Annotated in this window: 18 protein-coding genes and 1 tRNA gene; 8 read left to right on the forward strand and 11 right to left on the reverse strand. The window is 72.1% G+C overall.

Annotation, left to right across the window (positions count from 1 at the left end; genetic code table 11):
• Nucleotides 1–228: 228 nt before the first annotated feature.
• Nucleotides 229–813 (reverse strand): TetR/AcrR family transcriptional regulator, encoded by a 585-nt coding sequence (locus ACZ66S_RS17990; protein ID WP_469902492.1) that lies wholly within the window; start codon nucleotides 811–813, stop codon nucleotides 229–231.
• 136 nt (nucleotides 814–949) lie between these two features.
• Here ACZ66S_RS17990 and ACZ66S_RS17995 point away from each other — a divergent pair, with 136 nt between their 5' ends.
• A complete protein-coding gene (locus ACZ66S_RS17995; RefSeq protein ID WP_469902493.1) occupies nucleotides 950–2143 on the forward strand; it encodes an MFS transporter in 1194 nt (397 codons plus the stop codon).
• 108 nt (nucleotides 2144–2251) lie between these two features.
• Here ACZ66S_RS17995 and ACZ66S_RS18000 read toward each other — a convergent pair whose 3' ends face one another.
• The 6 genes from ACZ66S_RS18000 to ACZ66S_RS18025 form a co-directional block, all read right to left on the reverse strand.
• A complete protein-coding gene (locus ACZ66S_RS18000) occupies nucleotides 2252–3931 on the reverse strand; it encodes a long-chain fatty acid--CoA ligase (RefSeq protein ID WP_469902494.1) in 1680 nt (559 codons plus the stop codon).
• Between the two features lie 163 nt (nucleotides 3932–4094).
• On the reverse strand, nucleotides 4095–4652 hold the full coding sequence (locus ACZ66S_RS18005) for a SigE family RNA polymerase sigma factor (protein ID WP_469902495.1): 558 nt from the start codon (nucleotides 4650–4652) through the stop codon (nucleotides 4095–4097).
• 145 nt (nucleotides 4653–4797) lie between these two features.
• Nucleotides 4798–5964 carry a lipid-transfer protein gene (locus ACZ66S_RS18010; RefSeq protein WP_469902496.1) on the reverse strand — a complete coding sequence of 389 codons (1167 nt, stop codon included), beginning with the start codon at nucleotides 5962–5964 and terminating at the stop codon, nucleotides 4798–4800.
• On the reverse strand, nucleotides 5961–6350 hold the full coding sequence (locus ACZ66S_RS18015) for a MaoC family dehydratase (protein WP_469902497.1): 390 nt from the start codon (nucleotides 6348–6350) through the stop codon (nucleotides 5961–5963). The genes ACZ66S_RS18010 and ACZ66S_RS18015 overlap by 4 nt, the downstream gene beginning before the upstream one ends.
• Nucleotides 6347–7306 carry a bifunctional MaoC family dehydratase N-terminal/OB-fold nucleic acid binding domain-containing protein gene (locus ACZ66S_RS18020; protein WP_469902498.1) on the reverse strand — a complete coding sequence of 320 codons (960 nt, stop codon included), beginning with the start codon at nucleotides 7304–7306 and terminating at the stop codon, nucleotides 6347–6349. The genes ACZ66S_RS18015 and ACZ66S_RS18020 overlap by 4 nt, the downstream gene beginning before the upstream one ends.
• Before the next feature lie 380 nt (nucleotides 7307–7686).
• A complete protein-coding gene (locus ACZ66S_RS18025; RefSeq protein WP_086724924.1) occupies nucleotides 7687–8001 on the reverse strand; it encodes a hypothetical protein in 315 nt (104 codons plus the stop codon).
• Between the two features lie 347 nt (nucleotides 8002–8348).
• Here ACZ66S_RS18025 and ACZ66S_RS18030 point away from each other — a divergent pair, with 347 nt between their 5' ends.
• Nucleotides 8349–9218, forward strand: a complete 870-nt coding sequence (locus ACZ66S_RS18030; protein WP_469902499.1) for a bifunctional DNA primase/polymerase — start codon at nucleotides 8349–8351, stop codon at nucleotides 9216–9218.
• Between the two features lie 93 nt (nucleotides 9219–9311).
• Nucleotides 9312–9743: a hypothetical protein gene (locus ACZ66S_RS18035; protein WP_469902500.1), complete on the forward strand. Its 432-nt coding sequence runs from the start codon at nucleotides 9312–9314 to the stop codon at nucleotides 9741–9743.
• A gap of 71 nt (nucleotides 9744–9814) precedes the next feature.
• Here ACZ66S_RS18035 and ACZ66S_RS18040 read toward each other — a convergent pair.
• Together ACZ66S_RS18040 and ACZ66S_RS18045 are read right to left on the reverse strand one after the other, a co-directional pair.
• Nucleotides 9815–9901: transfer RNA gene (locus ACZ66S_RS18040), tRNA-Ser, on the reverse strand.
• A gap of 62 nt (nucleotides 9902–9963) precedes the next feature.
• A complete protein-coding gene (locus ACZ66S_RS18045; RefSeq protein WP_469902501.1) occupies nucleotides 9964–11433 on the reverse strand; it encodes a S1C family serine protease in 1470 nt (489 codons plus the stop codon).
• A gap of 268 nt (nucleotides 11434–11701) precedes the next feature.
• On the opposite strand from ACZ66S_RS18045, the gene ACZ66S_RS18050 reads away from it, so the two are divergent.
• From ACZ66S_RS18050 to ACZ66S_RS18060, 3 genes are all read left to right on the forward strand, one after another.
• On the forward strand, nucleotides 11702–12529 hold the full coding sequence (locus ACZ66S_RS18050; RefSeq protein ID WP_053852004.1) for a glycerophosphodiester phosphodiesterase: 828 nt from the start codon (nucleotides 11702–11704) through the stop codon (nucleotides 12527–12529).
• Nucleotides 12530–12587: 58 nt separating this feature from the next.
• Nucleotides 12588–13223: an ATP-binding protein gene (locus tag ACZ66S_RS18055; protein WP_469902502.1), complete on the forward strand. Its 636-nt coding sequence runs from the start codon at nucleotides 12588–12590 to the stop codon at nucleotides 13221–13223.
• 123 nt (nucleotides 13224–13346) lie between these two features.
• Nucleotides 13347–14336, forward strand: a complete 990-nt coding sequence (locus ACZ66S_RS18060; RefSeq protein WP_469902503.1) for a DUF5926 family protein — start codon at nucleotides 13347–13349, stop codon at nucleotides 14334–14336.
• 244 nt (nucleotides 14337–14580) lie between these two features.
• Here ACZ66S_RS18060 and ACZ66S_RS18065 read toward each other — a convergent pair whose 3' ends face one another.
• Nucleotides 14581–15321: a hypothetical protein gene (locus ACZ66S_RS18065; RefSeq protein WP_469902504.1), complete on the reverse strand. Its 741-nt coding sequence runs from the start codon at nucleotides 15319–15321 to the stop codon at nucleotides 14581–14583.
• Between the two features lie 56 nt (nucleotides 15322–15377).
• Nucleotides 15378–16043 (reverse strand): bifunctional DNA primase/polymerase, encoded by a 666-nt coding sequence (locus ACZ66S_RS18070; protein ID WP_469902505.1) that lies wholly within the window; start codon nucleotides 16041–16043, stop codon nucleotides 15378–15380.
• Nucleotides 16044–16494: 451 nt separating this feature from the next.
• Here ACZ66S_RS18070 and ACZ66S_RS18075 point away from each other — a divergent pair, with 451 nt between their 5' ends.
• Entirely contained in the window at nucleotides 16495–18015 is a 1521-nt protein-coding gene (locus tag ACZ66S_RS18075; RefSeq protein ID WP_469902506.1) for a PP2C family protein-serine/threonine phosphatase, read from the forward strand.
• An 88-nt stretch (nucleotides 18016–18103) separates the two neighbouring features.
• Nucleotides 18104–19561 (forward strand): aminopeptidase P family protein, encoded by a 1458-nt coding sequence (locus ACZ66S_RS18080; protein WP_469902507.1) that lies wholly within the window; start codon nucleotides 18104–18106, stop codon nucleotides 19559–19561.
• The last annotated feature ends 16 nt before the right edge of the window (nucleotides 19562–19577 follow it).

Raw genomic sequence — 19577 nt, forward strand, 5'->3', positions numbered from 1 at the left:
TGCCACAGCATGGCTTCCCGGCGGCTGCCGCGCCGTCGTGGCTTGTCGCGCAGTTCCCCGCGCCCCTGAAACCGTGCCCGCGCGCCCCTCAGTACCGCCCTCTACCTGGCCACCAGCCGCCGTCCGGGGTGCCACAGCATGGCTTCCCGGCGGCTGCCGCGCCGTCGTGGCTTGTCGCGCAGTTCCCCGCGCCCCTGAAACCGTGCCCGCGCGCCCCTCAGTACCCCTCTATCTGGCCACCAGCCGCCGTGCCGCCTCCTTCACCGACGCCCGCAGCCGTTCACGGTCCGCGGGCTCGCCGCCCACGAGGATGCGCTTCATCTGCGGGACCACGGCCGCCCAGTTGGCCACGGCGATCAGCAGGAACAGCAGGTCGCGGGGCGGGATGGCGTCGGTGACGACACCGCGGGCCTGGCCGTCCCGCAGAGTGGCGACCTTGTGGCGGTAGTGCTCCTGGCGCTCCGCCTCGTCCGGCAGCTCGGCCGTGGCGCCGTACTCCAGGCCCTCCCAGAAGAGCAGGCGCAGCACCTCGGGGTGGGTCTCGTGGTAGTCCATGAGGCGGTCGATCCAGCCCTCGATGTCGTCCGGGTCGACCGGGACGGCGATCGCGAGGTCGAGCATGACCTTGCCCAGGACCTTCGTGAACAGCTCCGCCTTGTTGCCGAAGTAGGCGTAGATGAGCTGCTTGTTGGCCTTGGCCTCGGTCGCGATGCGGTCGATGCGGGCGCCCGCGATGCCGTGACGGGCGAACTCGGCGACCGCCGCCCCGAAGATCCGGGCCTTGGTCGCCTCGGGGTCCCTTGCTGCTGCCATGGGGCCCAGGGTACGGGCAGCGGAGCCGGTAACCAACTGTTTGGTTGACAGGGAATGAGCGGTCCTCGCACACTGTTGAGCCCGTCATCCAACCAACCAGTTGGTTATTAGATTCGACTCGAAGGATGCCCCGGTCATGCCGACAGCCACCGTCACCCCAGGACGGTCCACCGAGACCCCCGCGCGGGACGCGGGCTCGCTCCTCCTCGTCCTCATCGCCGTCTGCACCGCCGTCACGGCCGCCAACATCTACCTCGCGGCCCCGCTGCTCCCGCTCATCGCCCACGACTTCGGTTCGACGCCCTCCGCGGTCGCCTGGGTCGCCTCGGTCGCGCAGTTCGGCTACGCCTTCGGCCTGCTCGTCTTCGCCCCGCTCGGCGACAGCGTGAACCGGCGGCGCCTGGTCGCCGCCCTCTCCCTCGTGACCACCGCGGCCCTGACCGCCGCCGCGCTCGCCACCGGCACCACCGCCCTCGCGGCCGCCGTCCTGGTCGCCTCCGCGGCCACCGTCGTCCCCCAGCTACTGGTCCCGCTGGTCGCCCAGCGCGCACCCGCCCACCACCGGGCCCGGCATGTCGCGGCCGTCATCGCGGGCCTGTTCACCGGGATCGTCGCGGCCCGGGTGCTCGGCGGGCTGATCGGACAGGCCTTCGGCTGGCGGGTGGTGTTCGTGGGCGCGGCCGTCCTGACGGCCGTCCTCGGCCTCGCGACGGCGTACGCCCTGCCCGCGGAGCGGGTGCGCCGCTCCGGCCCGCTCTTCTCGGGTCTCACCGCGCTGCCGTCCGTCGTCCGCCGCTCGCCCGACCTGTGGCGCGCGTGCGTGCGGCAGGCCGGGATGTACGGCGCCTGGAGCGCGCTGTGGACCTCGCTGGCCCTCCTGCTGACCGGCTCGTCCTACGGCCTGTCGACCGCGACCGCCGGACTCTTCGGCCTCTTCGGGCTCGCCGCGAGCGTGGTGGCACCCCTGGCCGGCGGGTTCGTGGACCGCTTCGGCGCCGCCAAGGTCGTACGGTCGGCGTATCTGCTCGCCGCCGTGTCCGTGCCGCTGTTCTGGCTCGGCGGGCACGCGATATGGGCGCTGTTCGTCGCGGCGATCGCCGTCCACGCGGCCCTGGTCGCCTCCCATGTCGCCAACCAGACCCTCGCCCTGACGACGACCTCGACCCCGGCCACCGCCAACACGGCTTATGTGGTCGCCGGCTTCGCGGGCGGCGCCACGGCCTCCGCGCTGGCGGGGTCGGCGTACGGCTGGTGGGGCTGGGGTGGCGTGTGCGCCGTCGCGGGGGTGTGGCTGACCCTCGGCTGGCTCACCACGTCGGTACGGCGGTGAGGCCGCCGTCGCCCCGCGGCGAGATCGTCGCCGTACGGCGGTCAGGGTCCCCGGTCTCCGTCCGGGGCGCCCTGGCCGCCGTGTCCGTCAGATCGCGCGGAGCCGCGCTCAGAGCCGGGTGACGTCCAGGTCGCCCTCCGCGTACTGCTTGCGCAGGACCTTCTTGTCGAACTTTCCGACGCTCGTCTTCGGGACCGCCTCGATGATCGACCAGCGCTCCGGGAGCTGCCACTTGGCGATCCTGCAGACGTCGCTCGCGAGGAAGGCGCGCAGGGACTCGAAGTCGGCGGTGGAGCCCTCCTTGAGGACGACCGTGGCGAGGGGGCGCTCGCCCCACTTCTCGTCGGGGACGGCGACGACGGCGGCCTCGGTGACGTCCGGGTGGGACATCAGCGCGTTCTCCAGCTCGACCGAGGAGATCCATTCGCCGCCGGACTTGATGACGTCCTTGGCCCGGTCGGTGAGGGTGAGGAAGCCGTCGGCGGAGATCGTGCCGACGTCGCCCGTCTTCAGCCAGCCGTCCTCGCTGAACTTGTCGGCGGGGCGCAGGGGTTCGGCCTCCGGGCCGTTGTAGTACGCGCCGGCGATCCAGGGGCCGCGGACCTCCAGCTCGCCCGCCGACTCGCCGTCCCAGGGCAGGCGCTCGCCGCCGGGGCCGGTGAGGCGGGCCTCGACGCCGGCCGGGAAGCGGCCCTGGGTGAGGCGGTACGCGAACTCCTCGGGCGTGCCGACCACGTGGGCCGGGGGGCGCGCGATGGTGCCGAGCGGGGAGGTCTCCGTCATGCCCCAGGCGTGGCAGACCCGCATGCCCAGTCGGTCGAAGGCCTCCATCAGGGAGGGCGGGCAGGCCGAGCCGCCGATGGTGACCTGGACGAGCGAGGAGACGTCCCGCGGACGGGCGGTGAGCTCGGCGAGCAGGCCCTGCCAGATGGTGGGGACGGCGGCCGCGTGGGTCGGCTGCTCGCGCTCGATCATCTCGGCGAGGGGAGCGGGCTGCAGGAAGCGGTCCGGCATCAGCATGTTGACGCCGGTCATGAAGGTGGCGTGCGGCAGGCCCCAGGCGTTGACGTGGAACTGGGGGACGACCACGAGTGAGGTGTCCTGGTCGGTCAGGCCCATCGACTGGGCCATGTTGACCTGCATGGAGTGCAGATAGATCGAACGGTGGCTGTAGACCACGCCCTTGGGGTCGCCCGTGGTGCCGGAGGTGTAGCACATGGCTGCGGCCTGGCGCTCGTCCAGCTCGGGCCAGTCGTAGGTGGTGGGCTTGCCGGCGATCAGGTCCTCGTACTCGTGCACGCGCGCGTGGGAGCCTTCGAGGGCCGTGCGGTCGCCGGGTCCCGAGACGACCACGTGCTCGACCGTCTTGAGGTGCGGGAGCAGGGGGGCGAGCAGGGGGAGCAGCGAGCCGTTGACGATGACGACGCGGTCGGCCGCGTGGCCCACGATGAAGGCGAGCTGGTCGGCCGGCAGGCGGAGGTTCAGGGTGTGCAGGACCGCGCCCATGGAGGGGATCGCGAAGTACGCCTCGACGTGCTCGGAGTTGTTCCACATGAGGGTCGCCACCCGCTCGTCGTCGGCGACCTGGAGGTCCTCGCGCAGGGCGTGGGCGAGCTGCGCGGCGCGGGCGCCGATCTCGGCGAAGGAGCGGCGGTGCGGCTCCGGCTCGCCGGTCCAGGTGGTCACCTGTGAGGTGCCGTGGATCGACGACCCGTGGGTCAGGATCCTGGAGATCAGCAGCGGTACGTCCTGCATGGTGCTCAGCACGGCGTCCTCCCGGGGCGACATTGCCTACGCGGTAGTAAGGGATGCGCCGATTCTGCGCACATACCGCGCGGTATGTCACTAGAGGCGGGCGATCGATCACGTCACGATGCCCTCACAACGGCCGGCCGCGCCTGACGGTTCCCGGGGTGTCCCGGCGGATGAACGCCGCTCCGCCGTGGCGCCCTTACCGCGCGAGCACCAGCTCGGGGTCCTCGCGGAGTTTGCCCAGGGCTCGGGAGACCGCCGACTTCACGGTGCCGACGGAGACGCCGAGCACCTCGGCCGTCTGCACCTCGCTGAGGTCCTCGTAGTACCTGAGGACGACCATCGCCCGCTGCCGGGCCGGCAGCTTCATGATCACCCGCCACATCGCGTCGTGCAGCGCCTGCTGCTCGGCGGGGTCGTCCCCGCCCGGCACGGGATCCGGCTCGGGGATCTCGTCGGTCGCGAACTCGTCGACCTTGCGCTTGCGCCACTGCGAGGTGCGCGTGTTCAGCAGGGCCCGGCGCACATATCCGTCGAGGGCCCGGTGGTCCTCGATGCGCTCCCAGGCGACATACGTCTTGGTCAGGGCGGTCTGCAGCAGGTCCTCCGCGTCGCTCGGGTTCGCGGTCAGCGACCGGGCGGTACGCAGCAGCACCGGCTGGCGGGCCTTCACGTACGAGGCGAACGAGGGGTACGCGAGGGTCTGCGTCGCCGGGACGGCGGCCTTCGAAGCGCTGGTGCAGACGGGTGTGGTCATGGCTCCACGCTAGATTCGCGACGCCCTCCGCTCATCGGCCACAGGTCCCGAAGAGGACTCCGCCTCAGGTTGTAGAGGTGGTGCTGACTGCACCTCCTGAAGGTGGACGAGAGAGGCCCTCCTAGTGCGGGATCACCCCTGGGGGCTACTCGTCCACGGTGAGCACGAGCCCGGACGTGGGCACTCCCGTCCCGGCCGTCACCAGCACGCGCCCCGCCCCCGGTACCTGGTTCACGGCCGTCCCCCGCAGTTGCCGTACGGCTTCCGCGATGCCGTTCATCCCGTGGAGGTAGGCCTCGCCCAGTTGACCCCCGTGGGTGTTGAGGGGGAGCGCGCCCCGGCGTACGAAGTCCGCGGCCTCGCCCCGGGCGCAGAAGCCGAACTCCTCGAGCTGCATCAGGACAAAAGGCGTGAAGTGGTCGTACAGGATCACCACGTCGATGTCCCGGGGGCCGAGGCCCGAGGTCCGCCAGAGCTGGCGGGCGACGACGTTCATCTCGGGCAGGCCGGTGAGGTCGTCGCGGTAGAAGCTGGTCATCTGCTCCTGCGCGCGGCCCGCGCCCTGGGCGGCGGCCGTGACGACGGCGGGCCGCCGGGGGAGGTCACGCGCGCGTGCGAGGGAGGTGACGACGATCGCCTGGCCGCCGTCGGTCTCCTGGCAGCAGTCCAGGAGCCGCAGCGGCTCGACGATCCACCGGGAGGCCGCGTGGTCGGCGAGGGTGATGGGGCGGCCGTGGAACCAGGCGGCCGGATTGGTGGCCGCGTACGCGCGGTCGGTCACCGCCACATGGCCGAATGCCTCCGGGGTGAGGCCGTGGGTGTGCAGATAGCGCTGGGCCGCCATCGCCACCCAGGAGGCCGGGGTGAGCAGCCCGAAGGGCAGGGCCCAGCCGAGCGCGACGCCCTCGGCGGAGGGCTCGCGGTGCTGGACGCCGGAGCCGAAGCGGCGCCCGGAACGTTCGTTGAAGGCGCGGTAGCAGACCACGACCTCGGCCACGCCCGCCGCGATCGCGAGCGCCGCCTGCTGGACGGTCGCGCAGGCCGCGCCGCCGCCGTAGTGGACGCGGGAGAAGAAGGACAGCTCGCCGATCCCGCAGGCCTGGGCGACGGTGATCTCCGGACTGGTGTCCATGGTGAAGGTGACCATGCCGTCCACGTCGGCGGCCGTGAGCCCCGCGTCGTCGAGCGCCGCGCGGACCGCCTCGGCGGCCAGGGCCAGTTCGCTGCGGCCGGAGTCCTTGGAGAACTCGGTGGCCCCGATGCCGGCGATCGCGGCCCGGCCGCCGAGCCGGTCACGCGCGCGTGTGCTCATTCGGCGTCCCTCAGGCAGAAGGTGACCGTGCCCGTGACGTGGTCGCCGATGCCGTTGGCCCCCACGACCCGGACGGTGGCGGTGTCGCCCTCGACGGTCTCCACTGTTCCGCGCAATACCATGGTGTCGCCGGGATAGTTGGGGGCGCCCAGTCTGATGGCCACCTTCTTCAGCACGGTCCGCGGGCCGAAGTGATCGGTGATGTAGCGCCCCACCAGGCCGTTCGTCGTCAGGATGTTCATGAAGACGTCCGGGGAGCCCCTGCCGCGGGCCGCCTCCGGGTCGTGGTGCACGTCCTGGTAGTCCCGGGAGGCGATCGCCCCCGCGACGATCAGCGTGCGGGTGACCGGGATCTCCAGGGACGGCAGTTCGTCGCCTGCTCTCATACGGCGGCCTCCTCGGCGGCGGCGCGGAAGACGGGCAGGGTGAGATCGCCGTCGTACGTCGTGAAGGCGAGCCGCACCGGCATGCCGATCCGCACCTTGTCGTAGGGCGTCCCGACCACGTTGCTGATCATCCGCACGCCCTCGGCGAGTTCGACGAGCACGACGGCGTAGGGAGGGTCGAAGGCCGGGAAGGGCGGGTGGTGCATGACGACGTACGAGTGGACGGTCCCCGCCCCGCTCGCCTCGACGGTGTCCCAGTCGGGGCCGCCGCAGTGGGCGCAGCCCGGCAGCCACGGGAAGCGGAGGGCCGCGCAGGCGGTGCAGCGCTGGATGAGCAGCCGGTGCTGTTCGACGCCCTCCCAGAAGCCGGCGTTGTCCCGGTTGACGACGGGGCGGGGCCGGGGTGGGGCCTGCTCACGTCGTGCGGGCGCGTACTTGAGGATGCGGAACCGGTGGGTGCCGACGAGGGCCCCGGCTGCCCGGACCTCGGTTCGGGTCGTGACGAAGTGACCGGTGCCGAGCCTGGTGGTCTTGCGGTCCGAGACGGACTCGATGACGGTGTCGAACGTGATCTCGTCCCCCGGGCGCAGCGGCCGGAAGTACTCCTGCTCGCAGTCGGTGGCGACGACCGAGGTGCAGCCCGACGCGTCGAGCAGCGCGAGGAGTTCGTCGTACGCCGACGATCTGCCCGGGTGCCCGCTCAGGCCCCCCATCGTCCAGACCTGGAGCATGGTGGGCGGCGCGACGGCGTCGGGGCCCGCGTAGGCAGGGTGGGTGTCCCCGAGGGCCTCGCACCAGTGCCGGATCATGGGCAGGTTGACGGGGTCCTTGCCGGTGGCGGAGACGGCGGCGGGGTGTCCTTCGTAGGACGTGAGACGGGCGAGCGGGTCGGGGGGCGGGGCGTCCGGAACGCGGGCCTCGGGCAGGGTCGGCGGAGTGTCCGGATCGTCGGCCATGAGGACAACCTCCTTGTCCGCAAGATTTCCTGACTGTCCGTCAGATCAGGAGCGGTGTCAAGAGCGTCACCCGGGGCGCGGACACGCCTGCGCGGTGCGGTGGCTAGGGCATCGCCCTCGGGCGCGGACACGCCTGCGCGGTGCGGTGCGGTGCGGTGTCCAGCGCGTCACCCCGAGCCGGGACCCGCCTGCGCGGTGCGTTGTCCAGAGCGTCACCCCGAGCGCGGACACGCCTGCGCGGCGGCGCCGAAGCACCGCCGCGCGGACGTGTCACCTCCCCCCGTACAACCCCCCACGGTTCCCCCTGAAACCCCCCGGGATCCACCCCCTTGAAGCCCTCCTGAAGCCCCCCCCCCGCGGGCCCGCTCACTTCTCCCGGGTCACCACCACAGCGGGGTGAAGTGGACGGACGTGTTGTTGTTCCCCTGGTTGATGGCCGTGAACGCGGAGCCGTTGACCTGTGCCGTGTTGCTCTGGTTCGACGCCCCGGAGCCGACGGCGTTCTGCTGTGTGGTGGACGCGTTGCCGTTGTTGTCGTGCCCGACACCGCTGCCCACGATGCTCGCGACACCCGCGTTCGATCCGTCGTCCGCGAAGCCGCCGTTGTCCGCCGTCGCGATGCCGGTGAAGAGCGCGGCGGCGAGCGGGAGGGCGGAGACGGCGGCGATGACGCGGGCGGTACGGATGCTTGCCATGGTGTTTCCTCCAGAACCCGGCCGGTGGCCGGTAGTACGTCAAGTAAGGCTGTTGTCAGGGCAGTTGGCCGACCACCCCGGTGCTGTGCACGACGTCGTGAGTCCAGAGTTGCCCACCGAATCCCCGGCGAACCAGAGCGGAAGCTGTTATTCCCCCTGAAGCGTGAGGACAAGTCGATAAACCCCTTTCGCGACTTCAGGCGCCATGTCAGGGCGATACGGACTCTTACTCCCCAAGGGGGACAACAGAGGAAGCGTTCCAGCACCTTTCCGGCCAATCCCCCGTCCTCGGCGCGTCGCGCCCGCCACCCCTTCCCTTTTTCGAACACGCGTACGAACATGGAGGCATGGCCACCACAGACCGGCAGGCCACGACGCTGGCCCTCGCACACGCCCTGTCAGCCGCCGAGCGCGGGCTGTCCGTCATCCCCCTGTCCCGCACCAAGCCCCCCGCCCTGCGCTCCCCCCACCGCGACGACCCCCTGGGCGCCCCCTGCCACGGCGAGTGCGGCGCGTTCGGACACGGCGTGTACGACGCCTCGACCGACCCCGTCCGCATCCGCGAGCTCTTCGCGGCCGCCCCCTGGGCCACGGGCTACGGCATCGCGTGCGGTCTGCCGCCCCACCATCTGATCGGCGTCGACCTGGACACCAAGTCGGGCACGGACTCCTCGGCGGCCCTGCGCGAACTGGCCCTGCGCCACCTCTTCACGATCCCCGACACGGTCGTCGTCCTCACCCCGAGCGGCGGCCGCCACCTGTGGCTGACCGGCCCGCCGGACGCCGCCGTCCCCAACTCGGCCGGCCGCCTGGCCCCCGGCATCGACATCAGGGGCGCCGGCGGCTACCTCGTCGGCCCCGGTTCCCGCACCGACCACGGCACCTACGCGACGGCCCCGGGCACCGCCCACCTCGCCCCCGCGGCCTGCCCGCCGGCCCTGCTCCGCCTGCTGCTGCCCCCGCCGCGCCCCACCCACCCGGCGACCCACCCCTCGGCGGGCGACCAGGGCCAGGGCCTGGTCCAGTTCGTCCTCGCCGCCCACGAGGGCCAGCGCAACACCCGCCTTTTCTGGGCCGCCTGCCGCGCCTACGAGAACGGCATCGGCCCGGCGCTGGTCGCGCCCCTGGTGGACGCGGCCCTCAACACGGGCCTCACGGAACGCGAGGCACGGGCGACGATCGCGTCGGCGGCCCGCATGACGGGCCGCCGCCCCTGACTCCCCACCACCCGGACCGCGGGCACCACGAGAACCAGAACCACCGGAACCACCAGCACGGCAGAACCATTGGAGCGCCACAGAGTGCCGATCATGACCCTGTCCCGGCTCGTCCTGACCTCCGGCCGCAGGGTCGACCTCGGGGAGCTGCGCCTGACGTCGACGTACGGCGGGATGCTGGACGGCTACCCGTGCAGACCGGTCAACGAGCTGCGGATCGAGGGCCTGCTGCGAGCGGCCGAGCACGACTACCCGACCGCCCCCGTGCACCTGGTTCCGCCCCCGCACGAGTACCCGGACCACTACCCCGGCGCCTTCGGCCCGGTCGAGATGCTGCCCGCGGTGGCCTGCGTCGGCGTCTTCCGCTCCACGACCCTGACCCCGTCCCGCGACCCCATCCTCTACGGCAGCCACCTGACGATCATCTGGTTCCAGCCCCACGCCCGCGTCCCCTCCGACTGCGACGCCCAGGCCGGCCTGAGGGACGTCGCCTGGGAGCAACTCGCACGGGACTACGAGCTGTAGCCCGCCGGCACGCAGAAAGGGTGCCCCGTGACGGGGCACCCTTTCTGACGGGCTCATGCGCTGAACCACCGCGGTGGGTGTGGGATTTGAACCCACGGTGACATCGCTGCCACGACGGTTTTCAAGACCGTTCCCTTAGGCCGCTCGGGCAACCCACCCCGCGCCGCCGGTGACCGTGGCGCGGGGACCAGAGTAACGGGTCCGGACGGTGGCGTGGATGCTAGCTGTCGCCGGTGCGGGAGCCCAGGGTGAGATCGACCGTGCGGGTCCGGCCGTCCCGCTCGTAGGTGATCTTGACCTTGTCGCCGGGCTTGTGGGTCCAGATCTCGCCGATCAGGGTGGGCCCGGAGTCGATGACGTGGTCGTCCAGCTTGGTGATGACGTCGCCCGGCTTGAGGCCGGCCTTGGCGGCGGGACCGCCCGCCTCGACCGGGGCCGAGCCGCCGGCGCCCTCGGTGGTGATCTTCGCGCCGCCCGAGGAGTCCTCCAGGGAGACGGACGCGCCGATCTTGGCGTAGACCGGCTTGCCGGTCCGGATGAGCTGCTGGGCGACGTACTTGGCCTGGTTGATCGGGATGGCGAAGCCGAGGCCGATCGAGCCGGACTGGCTGGTGCCGCCGAGGCCGCCGCTGCTGGTGGACTGGATCGCGGAGTTGATGCCGATCACGTTGCCCTGCGCGTCGAGGAGGGGGCCTCCCGAGTTGCCCGGGTTGATCGACGCGTCGGTCTGCAGCGCGCTCATGTAGGAGGCGTTGCTGCCGCTGCCGTCGCTGGAGGCCACCGGGCGGTTCTTCGCGCTGATGATGCCGGTGGTGACGGTGTTCGACAGGCCGAAGGGGGCGCCGATGGCGATGGTGGAGTCGCCGACGGCCACCTGGTCAGAGTTGCCGAGGGTGAGCGGCTTGAGGTCGCTCGGCGCGTTCTTGAGCTTGATGACCGCCACGTCGTAGCCCTGCGCGTGGCCGACCACCTCGGCGTTGTACTTCTTGCCGTTCGGGAAGGTGGCGGTCAGCTTGCCGCCGTCGACCGCGTCGGCGACCACGTGGTTATTGGTGACGATGTGGCCCTCGGTGTCGAAGACGAACCCGGTGCCGGTGCCGCCCTCGCCGTTGGTGGACTCGGCCTCGATGGTGACCGTGCTCGGCAGGGCCCGCTGGGCCACACCCGCGACGGTGTCGGCGGCCCGCTTGACGCTGCCGCCGGTGTCCGAGGCGGACAGGGTCGTCGAGGAGCCGTTGTCGTTGTTCTTCGCCAGGGTGTAGCCGAGACCGCCGCCGATGCCGCCGGCGACCAGCGCGGCCACCAGGATCGCGGCGACGAGACCACCGCGGCCCGTCTTCGGCTTCGGCGCGGGCTGCTGGTAGCCCGCTCCCCAGACACCGGTCGGACCGGCGCCGCCCGCACCGCCGTCGGCGTACGGCGGCGTGCCCGGGACCTGCGGCGGCGGCCAGGCGCCCTCGGGGCCGCCCGCGCCACCGTGCTGCTGCCCCTGCGCCGAGGCGTACGCGGGAGCCGGTCCGGCGTGCACGAGTTCCGGGTTCTGGGCGCCGCCCGCGGGGTGCGGCGGGACCGGCGGGGTCGGGGCGCCGGCCTCGGGGGCCTGGGGCGCCGAAGCCGCGGGAGCGTCCACCGGCACGGGGGGTGCAGACGGGGCCGGGGGTACCGCGGTGCCCTCGTTCTCGGTGCTCACAGCTTCTCTCCTCGGTCCACGGCTGTCGATTGTCGGTCGCACTCGGTCACGCTCGGCCGGGGCCGCCGCGTGTCCGGCGTACGTCAGCTATGCATGTCCTTTTGTATGCCGTCAGCTTTTCCCACGAGCCGTCAGGGCACCATAAGCGGTGCCTGTGGGTCCGTGGCTGCTCTTTATATAGGCCATGTAAGACAAATAAGGCGCAAACCGTATGCCTTCGGATACCTCCGTTCGCACGCGTACCCCCGCGCGGTGGCACCATGACGCGGTGACCCACGCACGGCAGCAACTGACTCAAGTCGTCGCCCACCGCGGAGCCTCGGAAGACGCTCCCGAGCACACGCTCGCCGCGTACCGCAAGGCGATCGAGGACGGCGCGGACGCCCTGGAGTGCGATGTACGCCTCACGGCCGACGGCCATCTCGTGTGCGTCCACGACCGACGGGTCAACCGTACGTCCAACGGCCGCGGAGCGGTCTCGGCCCTGGAGCTCGCCGACCTCGCCGCGCTGGACTTCGGCTCGCGCAGGACACGGGAGTTCTGGCGCACCCGCGACGAGGAACCGGACTGGGTGTACCGGCCCGAGGACCGCGAGGACACCTCCGTGCTCACCCTGGAGCGGCTGCTCGAACTCGTCGCCGACGCGGGCCGGCGGGTGGAGATGGCCATCGAGACCAAGCACCCGACGCGCTGGGCCGGCCAGGTCGAGGAGCGGCTGCTGCTGCTCCTGAAGCGGTTCGGCCTGGACAGCCCCGCCTCGGCCGCCGAGTCGCCGATCAGGGTCATGAGCTTCTCGGCCCGGTCGCTGCACCGCGTGCGTGCCGCCTCGCCGACCCTGCCGACGGTCTACCTGCTCCAGTTCGTCTCGCCCCGGCTGCGGGACGGCCGGCTGCCCGCGGGGGTGCGGATCGCGGGGCCCTCGATCCGGATCGTGCGCAACCACCCCGGTTACATCGAGCGCCTGAAGCGGGCGGGCCACCAGGTGCACGTGTGGACCGTGAACGAGATGGAGGACGTGGACCTCTGCGTCGAACTCGGCGTCGACGCCATCATCACCAACCGGCCGCGCGCGGTGCTCGACCGACTCGGCCGCTGACGTCGCCTCCGTCACAGGGTGTGCCCCGGCGCGTTCGGTGCGTGTTCGAGCGTGGTGAATGCGTCGGCGGAGCGGGATCGGCCGGTTTCCGGTTCAGGCCAATGGGGCATCCACACCGTGGCGTGGGGCGAAGGAGGTCTCGGGGGTGGCGTTGGTGGTGGCACAGGAGGTGCCCACGTCGTCGAGCATGGCCGTACCCCATGGCCCTGCGGGCGTGGGGGAAGCGAGACACCGTATGCGCGTGCAACTGCGCAGGGGTGGCGTGGCGGAATCGGTCATCGACGACGCCGTACTGATTCTTTCCGAACTCTTGAGCAACGCGTGCAAACACGGCCGGCCGCTGGGCGACGCCCTGGCCGGGGACGGTGACGTCCGTGCCGCCTGGCGGGTGGACGCGGGCGGCAGGCTCACGGTCGAGGTGACGGACGGCGGCGGGCCCACCCGCCCGGCTCCGGCCACGCCCTCGGTCACCGCGCACGGCGGCCGCGGGCTCAACATCATCACCGCGCTGGCCGACGACTGGGGTGTCAGGGACGACGCCCGGGACGAGGTCACGGTGTGGGTGATCGTCCACGCGGACGTGCACGACCCGGACGCGAGCCGCCGCCGCGACGACTTCGCGACGCGTGTCGTGGCCCCGTCGGTCGCGATACCCGACCTGGACTTCTCGGACGCGTTCGACGATCTCGCCTGAGGGGCCGGGACCGGACGTCCGGGCCGGACACCGCGGTGGTTGTCCACAGGCTCCCGTCGGCCAGGTCGCGAGCGGCTAGGCTCGCGCCCGTACGAGACGAGCCGTAACCGGGAGACAGCCACGATGGCCAAGAAGCGACCCCAGACGAAGGCCAAGCGCCCGCAGAGCACGGATGGCGCCCGCGCCGTAGGCGCTGATGGTCGGATTCCGGTCGTCGGCGCCCGCGAACCCTGCCCGTGCGGAAGCGGCCGCCGCTACAAGGCCTGCCACGGCCGGGCCGCCGCACAGGCCGCGACCGAGCTGGTGCACCGCCCGTTCGAGGGGCTTGCGGGTGAGGGCGACTGGGTGGCCCTGCGCGAGCTGGTCCCCGCCGCCACCGTGGAGCTGACCCTCAGGAGCGGTCTCCCCGAGGGCGTCCCGTCGGTCACGCTGGCCACCGTCCTGCCGATGGCCTGGCCCGCCCTGCGCCGCGACGACGGCTCGGTCCTGCTCGGCCTGCAGAACGACACGGCGTCCGGTGACATCAGCCGCGATCTCGCCGACACCCTCCAGCGCGCGCTCACCGCGGCTCCGGGCACCCCGGTCGAGGGCCGGCGCGCGCCCGCCGACGGTCCGCGGCTGCAGGATCTCCTCGACCCCGAAGGCGCGTTCGAGCCAGTTGTGCACGAGGGCTTCGAGTTCTGGGTCCCGGACGCGGAGAACGCCACGCCCGAGGTGACCGCCTCCCTGGAGCGGGCCAACGCGGCGGCCATCCCGACCGTCCGGCTGACCGGTGTCGACGCCGCCTACTGGTGCGAGACCCCGGACAAGAACCACCTGCGCTGGGTGATGCCCCACCCCGAGGAGCAACTTCTGGACGCGCTCGCGCGCCTGCACGCGGCCGGGAAGTCGAGCCTCGGCGAGGGCACCCGGCTCGTCGGTTCCTTCCGCGCCCACGGCCTCACCGTCCCGGTGTGGGACCTGCCGAGCGGGGTCACCGCGGAGGACGTCGAGAAGCCGGCCGCCGAGTTCGCCGAGCGGCTCGCGGGCGCTCTGGCCACGGACGCACCGCTGACCGTCGACGAGCGCCGGGCCCGGGGCGGCCTCACCAACCGTCAGGTCACGCTGAGTTGACACAAGGGGTGCGGCTGACCGGTCGGTCAGCCGCACCGAACCTTCACGGAACTACCGGCTCCGTTCACAACTCCCCACAGGGGAAGGCGAATCGGTGTCCGAATCAGCCAGGGAGCGGCGCGGTCGAATTTGCGAACGGGCGATCTCTTGTTACCGTTCCAGTAGCCCGGTTGCTGGTGCATCCCCCGTCGCCAGCAACCGGGTCTTTCTGTGTCCGGGCAGCTTTACGGAACGCCGTCGCGCGTCAACTGCCCGCGTCCTCCGCGGAGTTGCTCCCCACCCGCAGCAGCAGCGGTCCGTTGCCCCGCCGGGCGAACTCCGCCATCGCCGTGTAGTCGGCCGGTGCCCCCTGGGTGCGTTCCCGGGGCGTCTCGCACATGTCCGGCTCGTCCCCGGCGCCGACCGCGCAGCGCAGCTCCACCGTGCGTCCGCCGGGTCCCATGAAGCTGAGCGCGGCGTCCAGCACCGCGCCGGTCGCGTTGCGGTAGTAGGTCCGCGCCCAGGTCTCCTCGCCCTGAGTGAGCACACAGGTCTGCGCCTCGATGCCGTCGGGGGAGATCAGTTCGGGACCGCAGCGCGCGGCGGTGGCCAGACCCACACCGAGCAGCAGCGGGGAGCGGCCGGGAGCGGCGAGGGGCGCCTTGGGGTCATCGGCCGCGGACGGTCGTACGGCGGAGGGCCCCGCGTCGAGGCGGGCGGCGGAAGATCCGGCGTCGTGACGGGCCGCGGATGATCCCGCGTCGGTACGCGCTGCGGAGGACCGCTCGGTCGTACGCACCGCGGACGACCCCGCGTCGGTACGCGCGGCGGGAAGGGGCGTGTCGGGACGCACGAGATCGCGGACGACCGTACGGCCTCGGTCGCCCACCTGTCCCGCGGAGGCCACGGCCAGGGGCAGCGCGACGGCGCACACCACGGCACCGGACAGGGCGAGCAGCCGAACCCATCGGGGGTCTGGGGGTCGCCCCCCGGAATGACGCAGCATGGAGCGGACGATAACGACCGAGCGCGGGCACCCGGTTCCGCCCGCGCCCGACACCCTTACAACTCGGGTGCGCTCACACCCGTACGAGTGAGGGCCTCGACCACGGCGTCCACCACGGCCTCGACGTCGGGAACCCACGGGGAGGCCGAGCCGGGCAGCGGAGCCCGCTCCCAGGCGATCTCGCCGTGGCCGGTCTCGGAGGGGGGCAGGGCGAGGTAGCCGCCCTCGCCGTGGAAGCGGAGGGAACCGGGGACGTGGTCCTGGGCGTACAGCAGTTCGCCCAACTGTTCCAGGGAGTACGGCTTGACCAGGATCGCCCAGCGGGTCGGCGAGGCGACCACCGGGCCGAGGCGCATGCCCTCGCGGTCGAGCGCGGCCAGCGCGCGGGCGGCCGGGAGCGCCGGCAGGCTGACCGCGCAGGGGGCGCTGCCGCCGGTGGCCAGGACGATCGGCGCGGCCGGGCGGTTGGTCCACCACCAGCGCACCATGCGTTCGTCCGTGGTGGCCGCGAGCAGCCCGGGGTCGAAGGGGTGGGCGCCGGGGACCGTGCACTCCGGGTCGGGGCATCCGCAGCGGGCCCGGCCCTCCGGGTCCGGTGCCACACCCGGGAGTACGGGCCACTGCCATTCCTTCGCGAAGGTCAGGGCCGCGCTGAGCAATTCAGGCCTTCCGTCGCTGCGCTGGGACAGGAGCCTGCGTCGCCTTCCGAGGATCTCGCGCATGAGCGCTCGTTCCTTTCCGTTGCACCGCTGGCAACACCGTGGACCACATCACACCATGTGTCGATCACTTCACTGTGCGTACCTGTTGGCGCATCACGCCCTTGTCCGAGACAAGGGGAACCCCATACTGCGTCTATCAAAAGCGCGGGCGTGGCGGGGGGTGGCGAAGTCTGGCGTTTTGCCGTCCCGGTATTTCTCTCCGCCTCCGCCACGGGAGGATGGGGCTCGATCGTCGGTGGCTAAGACGCCCGGGTCGGTCACCAGGTTCCGGGTGACTGTCCAGCACCCCTGGTCCTTACCGAGTACGTACCCATCACGACCGCTGTGACGCTCTGTGGAGCAAGGCCAGTCGACCTCAATACACCTTAACCCGAGGCAGTTTTAAGCCAACTTTGCCCATCAACCCACCCTCCACCGGTTACCCACGGACACCAGGAATCCCGGCAGGACAATGCTGGACATCCCCTTACGAGTGCGTGTACATGTGGAGACACTGCTAGCGGCGCAGAATGACATGGGGGTTTGCGATGCTTTTGAGCAATACGCACCGGTCGGAAAGCCGGACGCCATGAACGCCCCTCACCCTTCGAAAGTGGCCGGAATCGATTCAACGGTTCCCGCACCCGCACACACTGTCCCGCCCGCGCCTGCCGCCCCGGGCACCCCCGTGGCCCCCGCGCCGCACCCACCCGGCGCCCTGCTCCAGGACCGTCTGGCCGGCTGGGTCTCCGACCTCACGACCCTCCACGAACTCACCGAACGGCTCGCCCGCACGGACGCGTTGTCCGACGCCCTCCAGGAACTCCTGCGCGCCGGCGCCGCCCTGGTGGGGGCCCGGCGCGGACTCCTCGTCCTCGAACCGGACGACGGCCTCGGACCCGACACCACCATCGGCCTCGGGCTCGGCCGCGCCGACCTCGGGCACATCGAGACCGTGCCGCGCAGCGCGATGGCGTACGGCCGGCTCCTCGACACGGCGGCCGGGCTGCCGGGCGGTGACGGCGAGATCGCCCAGCCCGACCTGCTCGCCGAGGACGGCCTGGACCCGCGCCACCGCGAGGTGGCCGCCCGCCTCGGCTACGCCGCCTGCTACGCGCTCCCCCTGTCCACGGCCGGCGCGGGCCGCCTCGGTGCCGCCGTCTGGCTCTACGACGAGCCCGCCGAACCGTCCGAGCGCCGGCGCCACCTCGTCGGCCTGTACGTCCGCCACGCCACCGAACACCTGGCCCGGCTCGTCGAGGTCGAGCGCACGCGCGCGTGCATGGCGACGATGGCCGAGGAGCTGCTGCCGTCCCGGCTCCCCCGCGTCGCCGGCGTCCGGCTCGCCGTCCGGCACCGCACCGGCCCGCGCGGCGGCGGCGACTGGTACGACGCGCTGCCGCTGCCCGACGCGGCCCTGGGCCTCGCGGTCGGCTCGGTCACCGGCAGCGGCCCGAGCGCGATCGCCGCGATGGGCCGCCTGCGGGCCTCCCTGCGCGCGTACGCCGTGATGGAGGGCGAGGACCCGGTCGCGGTCCTGTCCGACCTGGAGCTGCTGCTGCGGCTGACCGAGCCGGCCCGCTCCGCCACCGCCTTGTTCGCCTACTGCGAGCCCGCGCTGCGCAAGTTCACGCTGGCCGGTGCCGGGCACTGCCCGCCGCTGCTGATCGGCGAGCGGCGCACCGAGTTCGTGGAGACGTCCGTGTCGGCGCCGCTCGGCATGCTCGCCTGCTGGGAGGCGCCGAGCGTGGAACTGTGCGCGGAGCCCGGAGAGACGGTTCTGCTGTACACCGACGGGCTGCTGCACCGCACGGGCGACTCCACCGACCGCGCCTTCGCCCGTCTGCACGCGGCCGCGGCCGGGGTGCCGAAGGCGCTGCGCGGCGACCCCGACGCCGTCGCCGACCACGTGCTGCGGACCGTGCTGCCGGACGGGCGTGACGAGGCGGACTCCGCGGAGGACGTCGTCCTGCTCGCGGCTCACTTCGAGTAGCGATCGGTAACAGGTGCTGCGGGCCTGGGCCCCCTTCGGTACGACCGTACGATGGACGGGGTCCAGTGCCGTACCTAGGAGGATGACCGTGGCCGACGAGCTCACCCCGGAGACCCCGGAAGAGTCGGAAGAGCCGATCAAGAAGCGCAAGAACGGCCTGTACCCGGGCGTCTCCGACGAGCTGGCCGAGAACATGAAGTCCGGCTGGGCCGACACGGAGCTGCACGACCTGGAGCCGATCGCGCAGGCCGCCGAGACCGCGGCCCGCCGCGCGGCGCTGTCGGCGCGCTTCCCCGGCGAGCGGCTGGTGGTCCCCGCGGGCAACCTGAAGACCCGCTCCAACGACACCGAGTACGCCTTCCGGGCCTCCGTGGAGTACGCCTACCTCACGGGCAACCAGACCGAGGACGGCGTCCTCGTCCTGGAGCCCGCCCAGGACGGCCACACCGCCACGCTGTACCTGCTGCCGCGCTCCGACCGCGAGAACGGCGAGTTCTGGCTGTCCGGCCAGGGCGAGCTGTGGGTCGGGCGGCGGCACTCGCTGACCGAGGCGTCGACGCTGTACGGCCTCCCCGTCTCCGACGTGCGCGAGCTCGCCGACGCCCTGCGCGAGGCCACCGGCCCGGTGCGGGTCGTGCGCGGCCACGACGCCGGCATCGAGGCCGCGCTGACCGACAAGGTCACCGGCGAGCGGGACGAGGAGCTGCGGGTCTTCCTGTCCGAGGCCCGTCTCGTCAAGGACGACTTCGAGATCGCGGAGCTCCAGAAGGCCGTCAACTCGACGGTCCGCGGCTTCGAGGACGTGGTGAAGGTCCTCGACAGGGCCGAGGCCACCTCCGAGCGGTACATCGAGGGCACGTTCTTCCTCCGCGCGCGCGTGGAGGGCAACGACGTCGGCTACGGCACGATCGCCGCGGCGGGACCGCACGCCTGCACCCTGCACTGGGTGCGCAACGACGGACCGGTGCGCTCCGGTGACCTCCTGCTCCTGGACGCGGGCGTCGAGACGCACACGTACTACACCGCCGACGTCACGCGCACCCTGCCGGTCAACGGCCGGTTCAGCGAGATCCAGAAGAAGATCTACGACGCCGTGTACGACGCCCAGGAGGCCGGGATCGCGGCCGTGCAGCCGGGTGCCAAGTACCGGGACTTCCATGACGCGGCCCAGCGGGTGCTGGCCGAGCGGCTCGTGGAGTGGGGCCTGGTCGAGGGGCCGGTGGAGCGGGTGCTGGAGCTCGGGCTCCAGCGTCGCTGGACGCTGCACGGGACCGGGCACATGCTCGGCATGGACGTCCACGACTGCGCCGCCGCGCGGGTCGAGACCTACGTGGACGGGGTCCTGGAGGCGGGGATGGTGCTGACCGTCGAGCCCGGTCTGTACTTCCAGGCCGACGACCTGACCGTGCCCGAGGAGTACCGGGGCATCGGGGTGCGGATCGAGGACGACATCCTCGTGACGGCCGACGGGAACCGGAACCTGTCCGACGGCCTTCCCCGGCGGTCCGACGAGGTCGAGGCGTGGATGGCCGGTCTCAAGGGCTGAGTCACGGGCCGGGGGG

This window comes from Streptomyces sp. NPDC107471 (assembly GCF_055582845.1).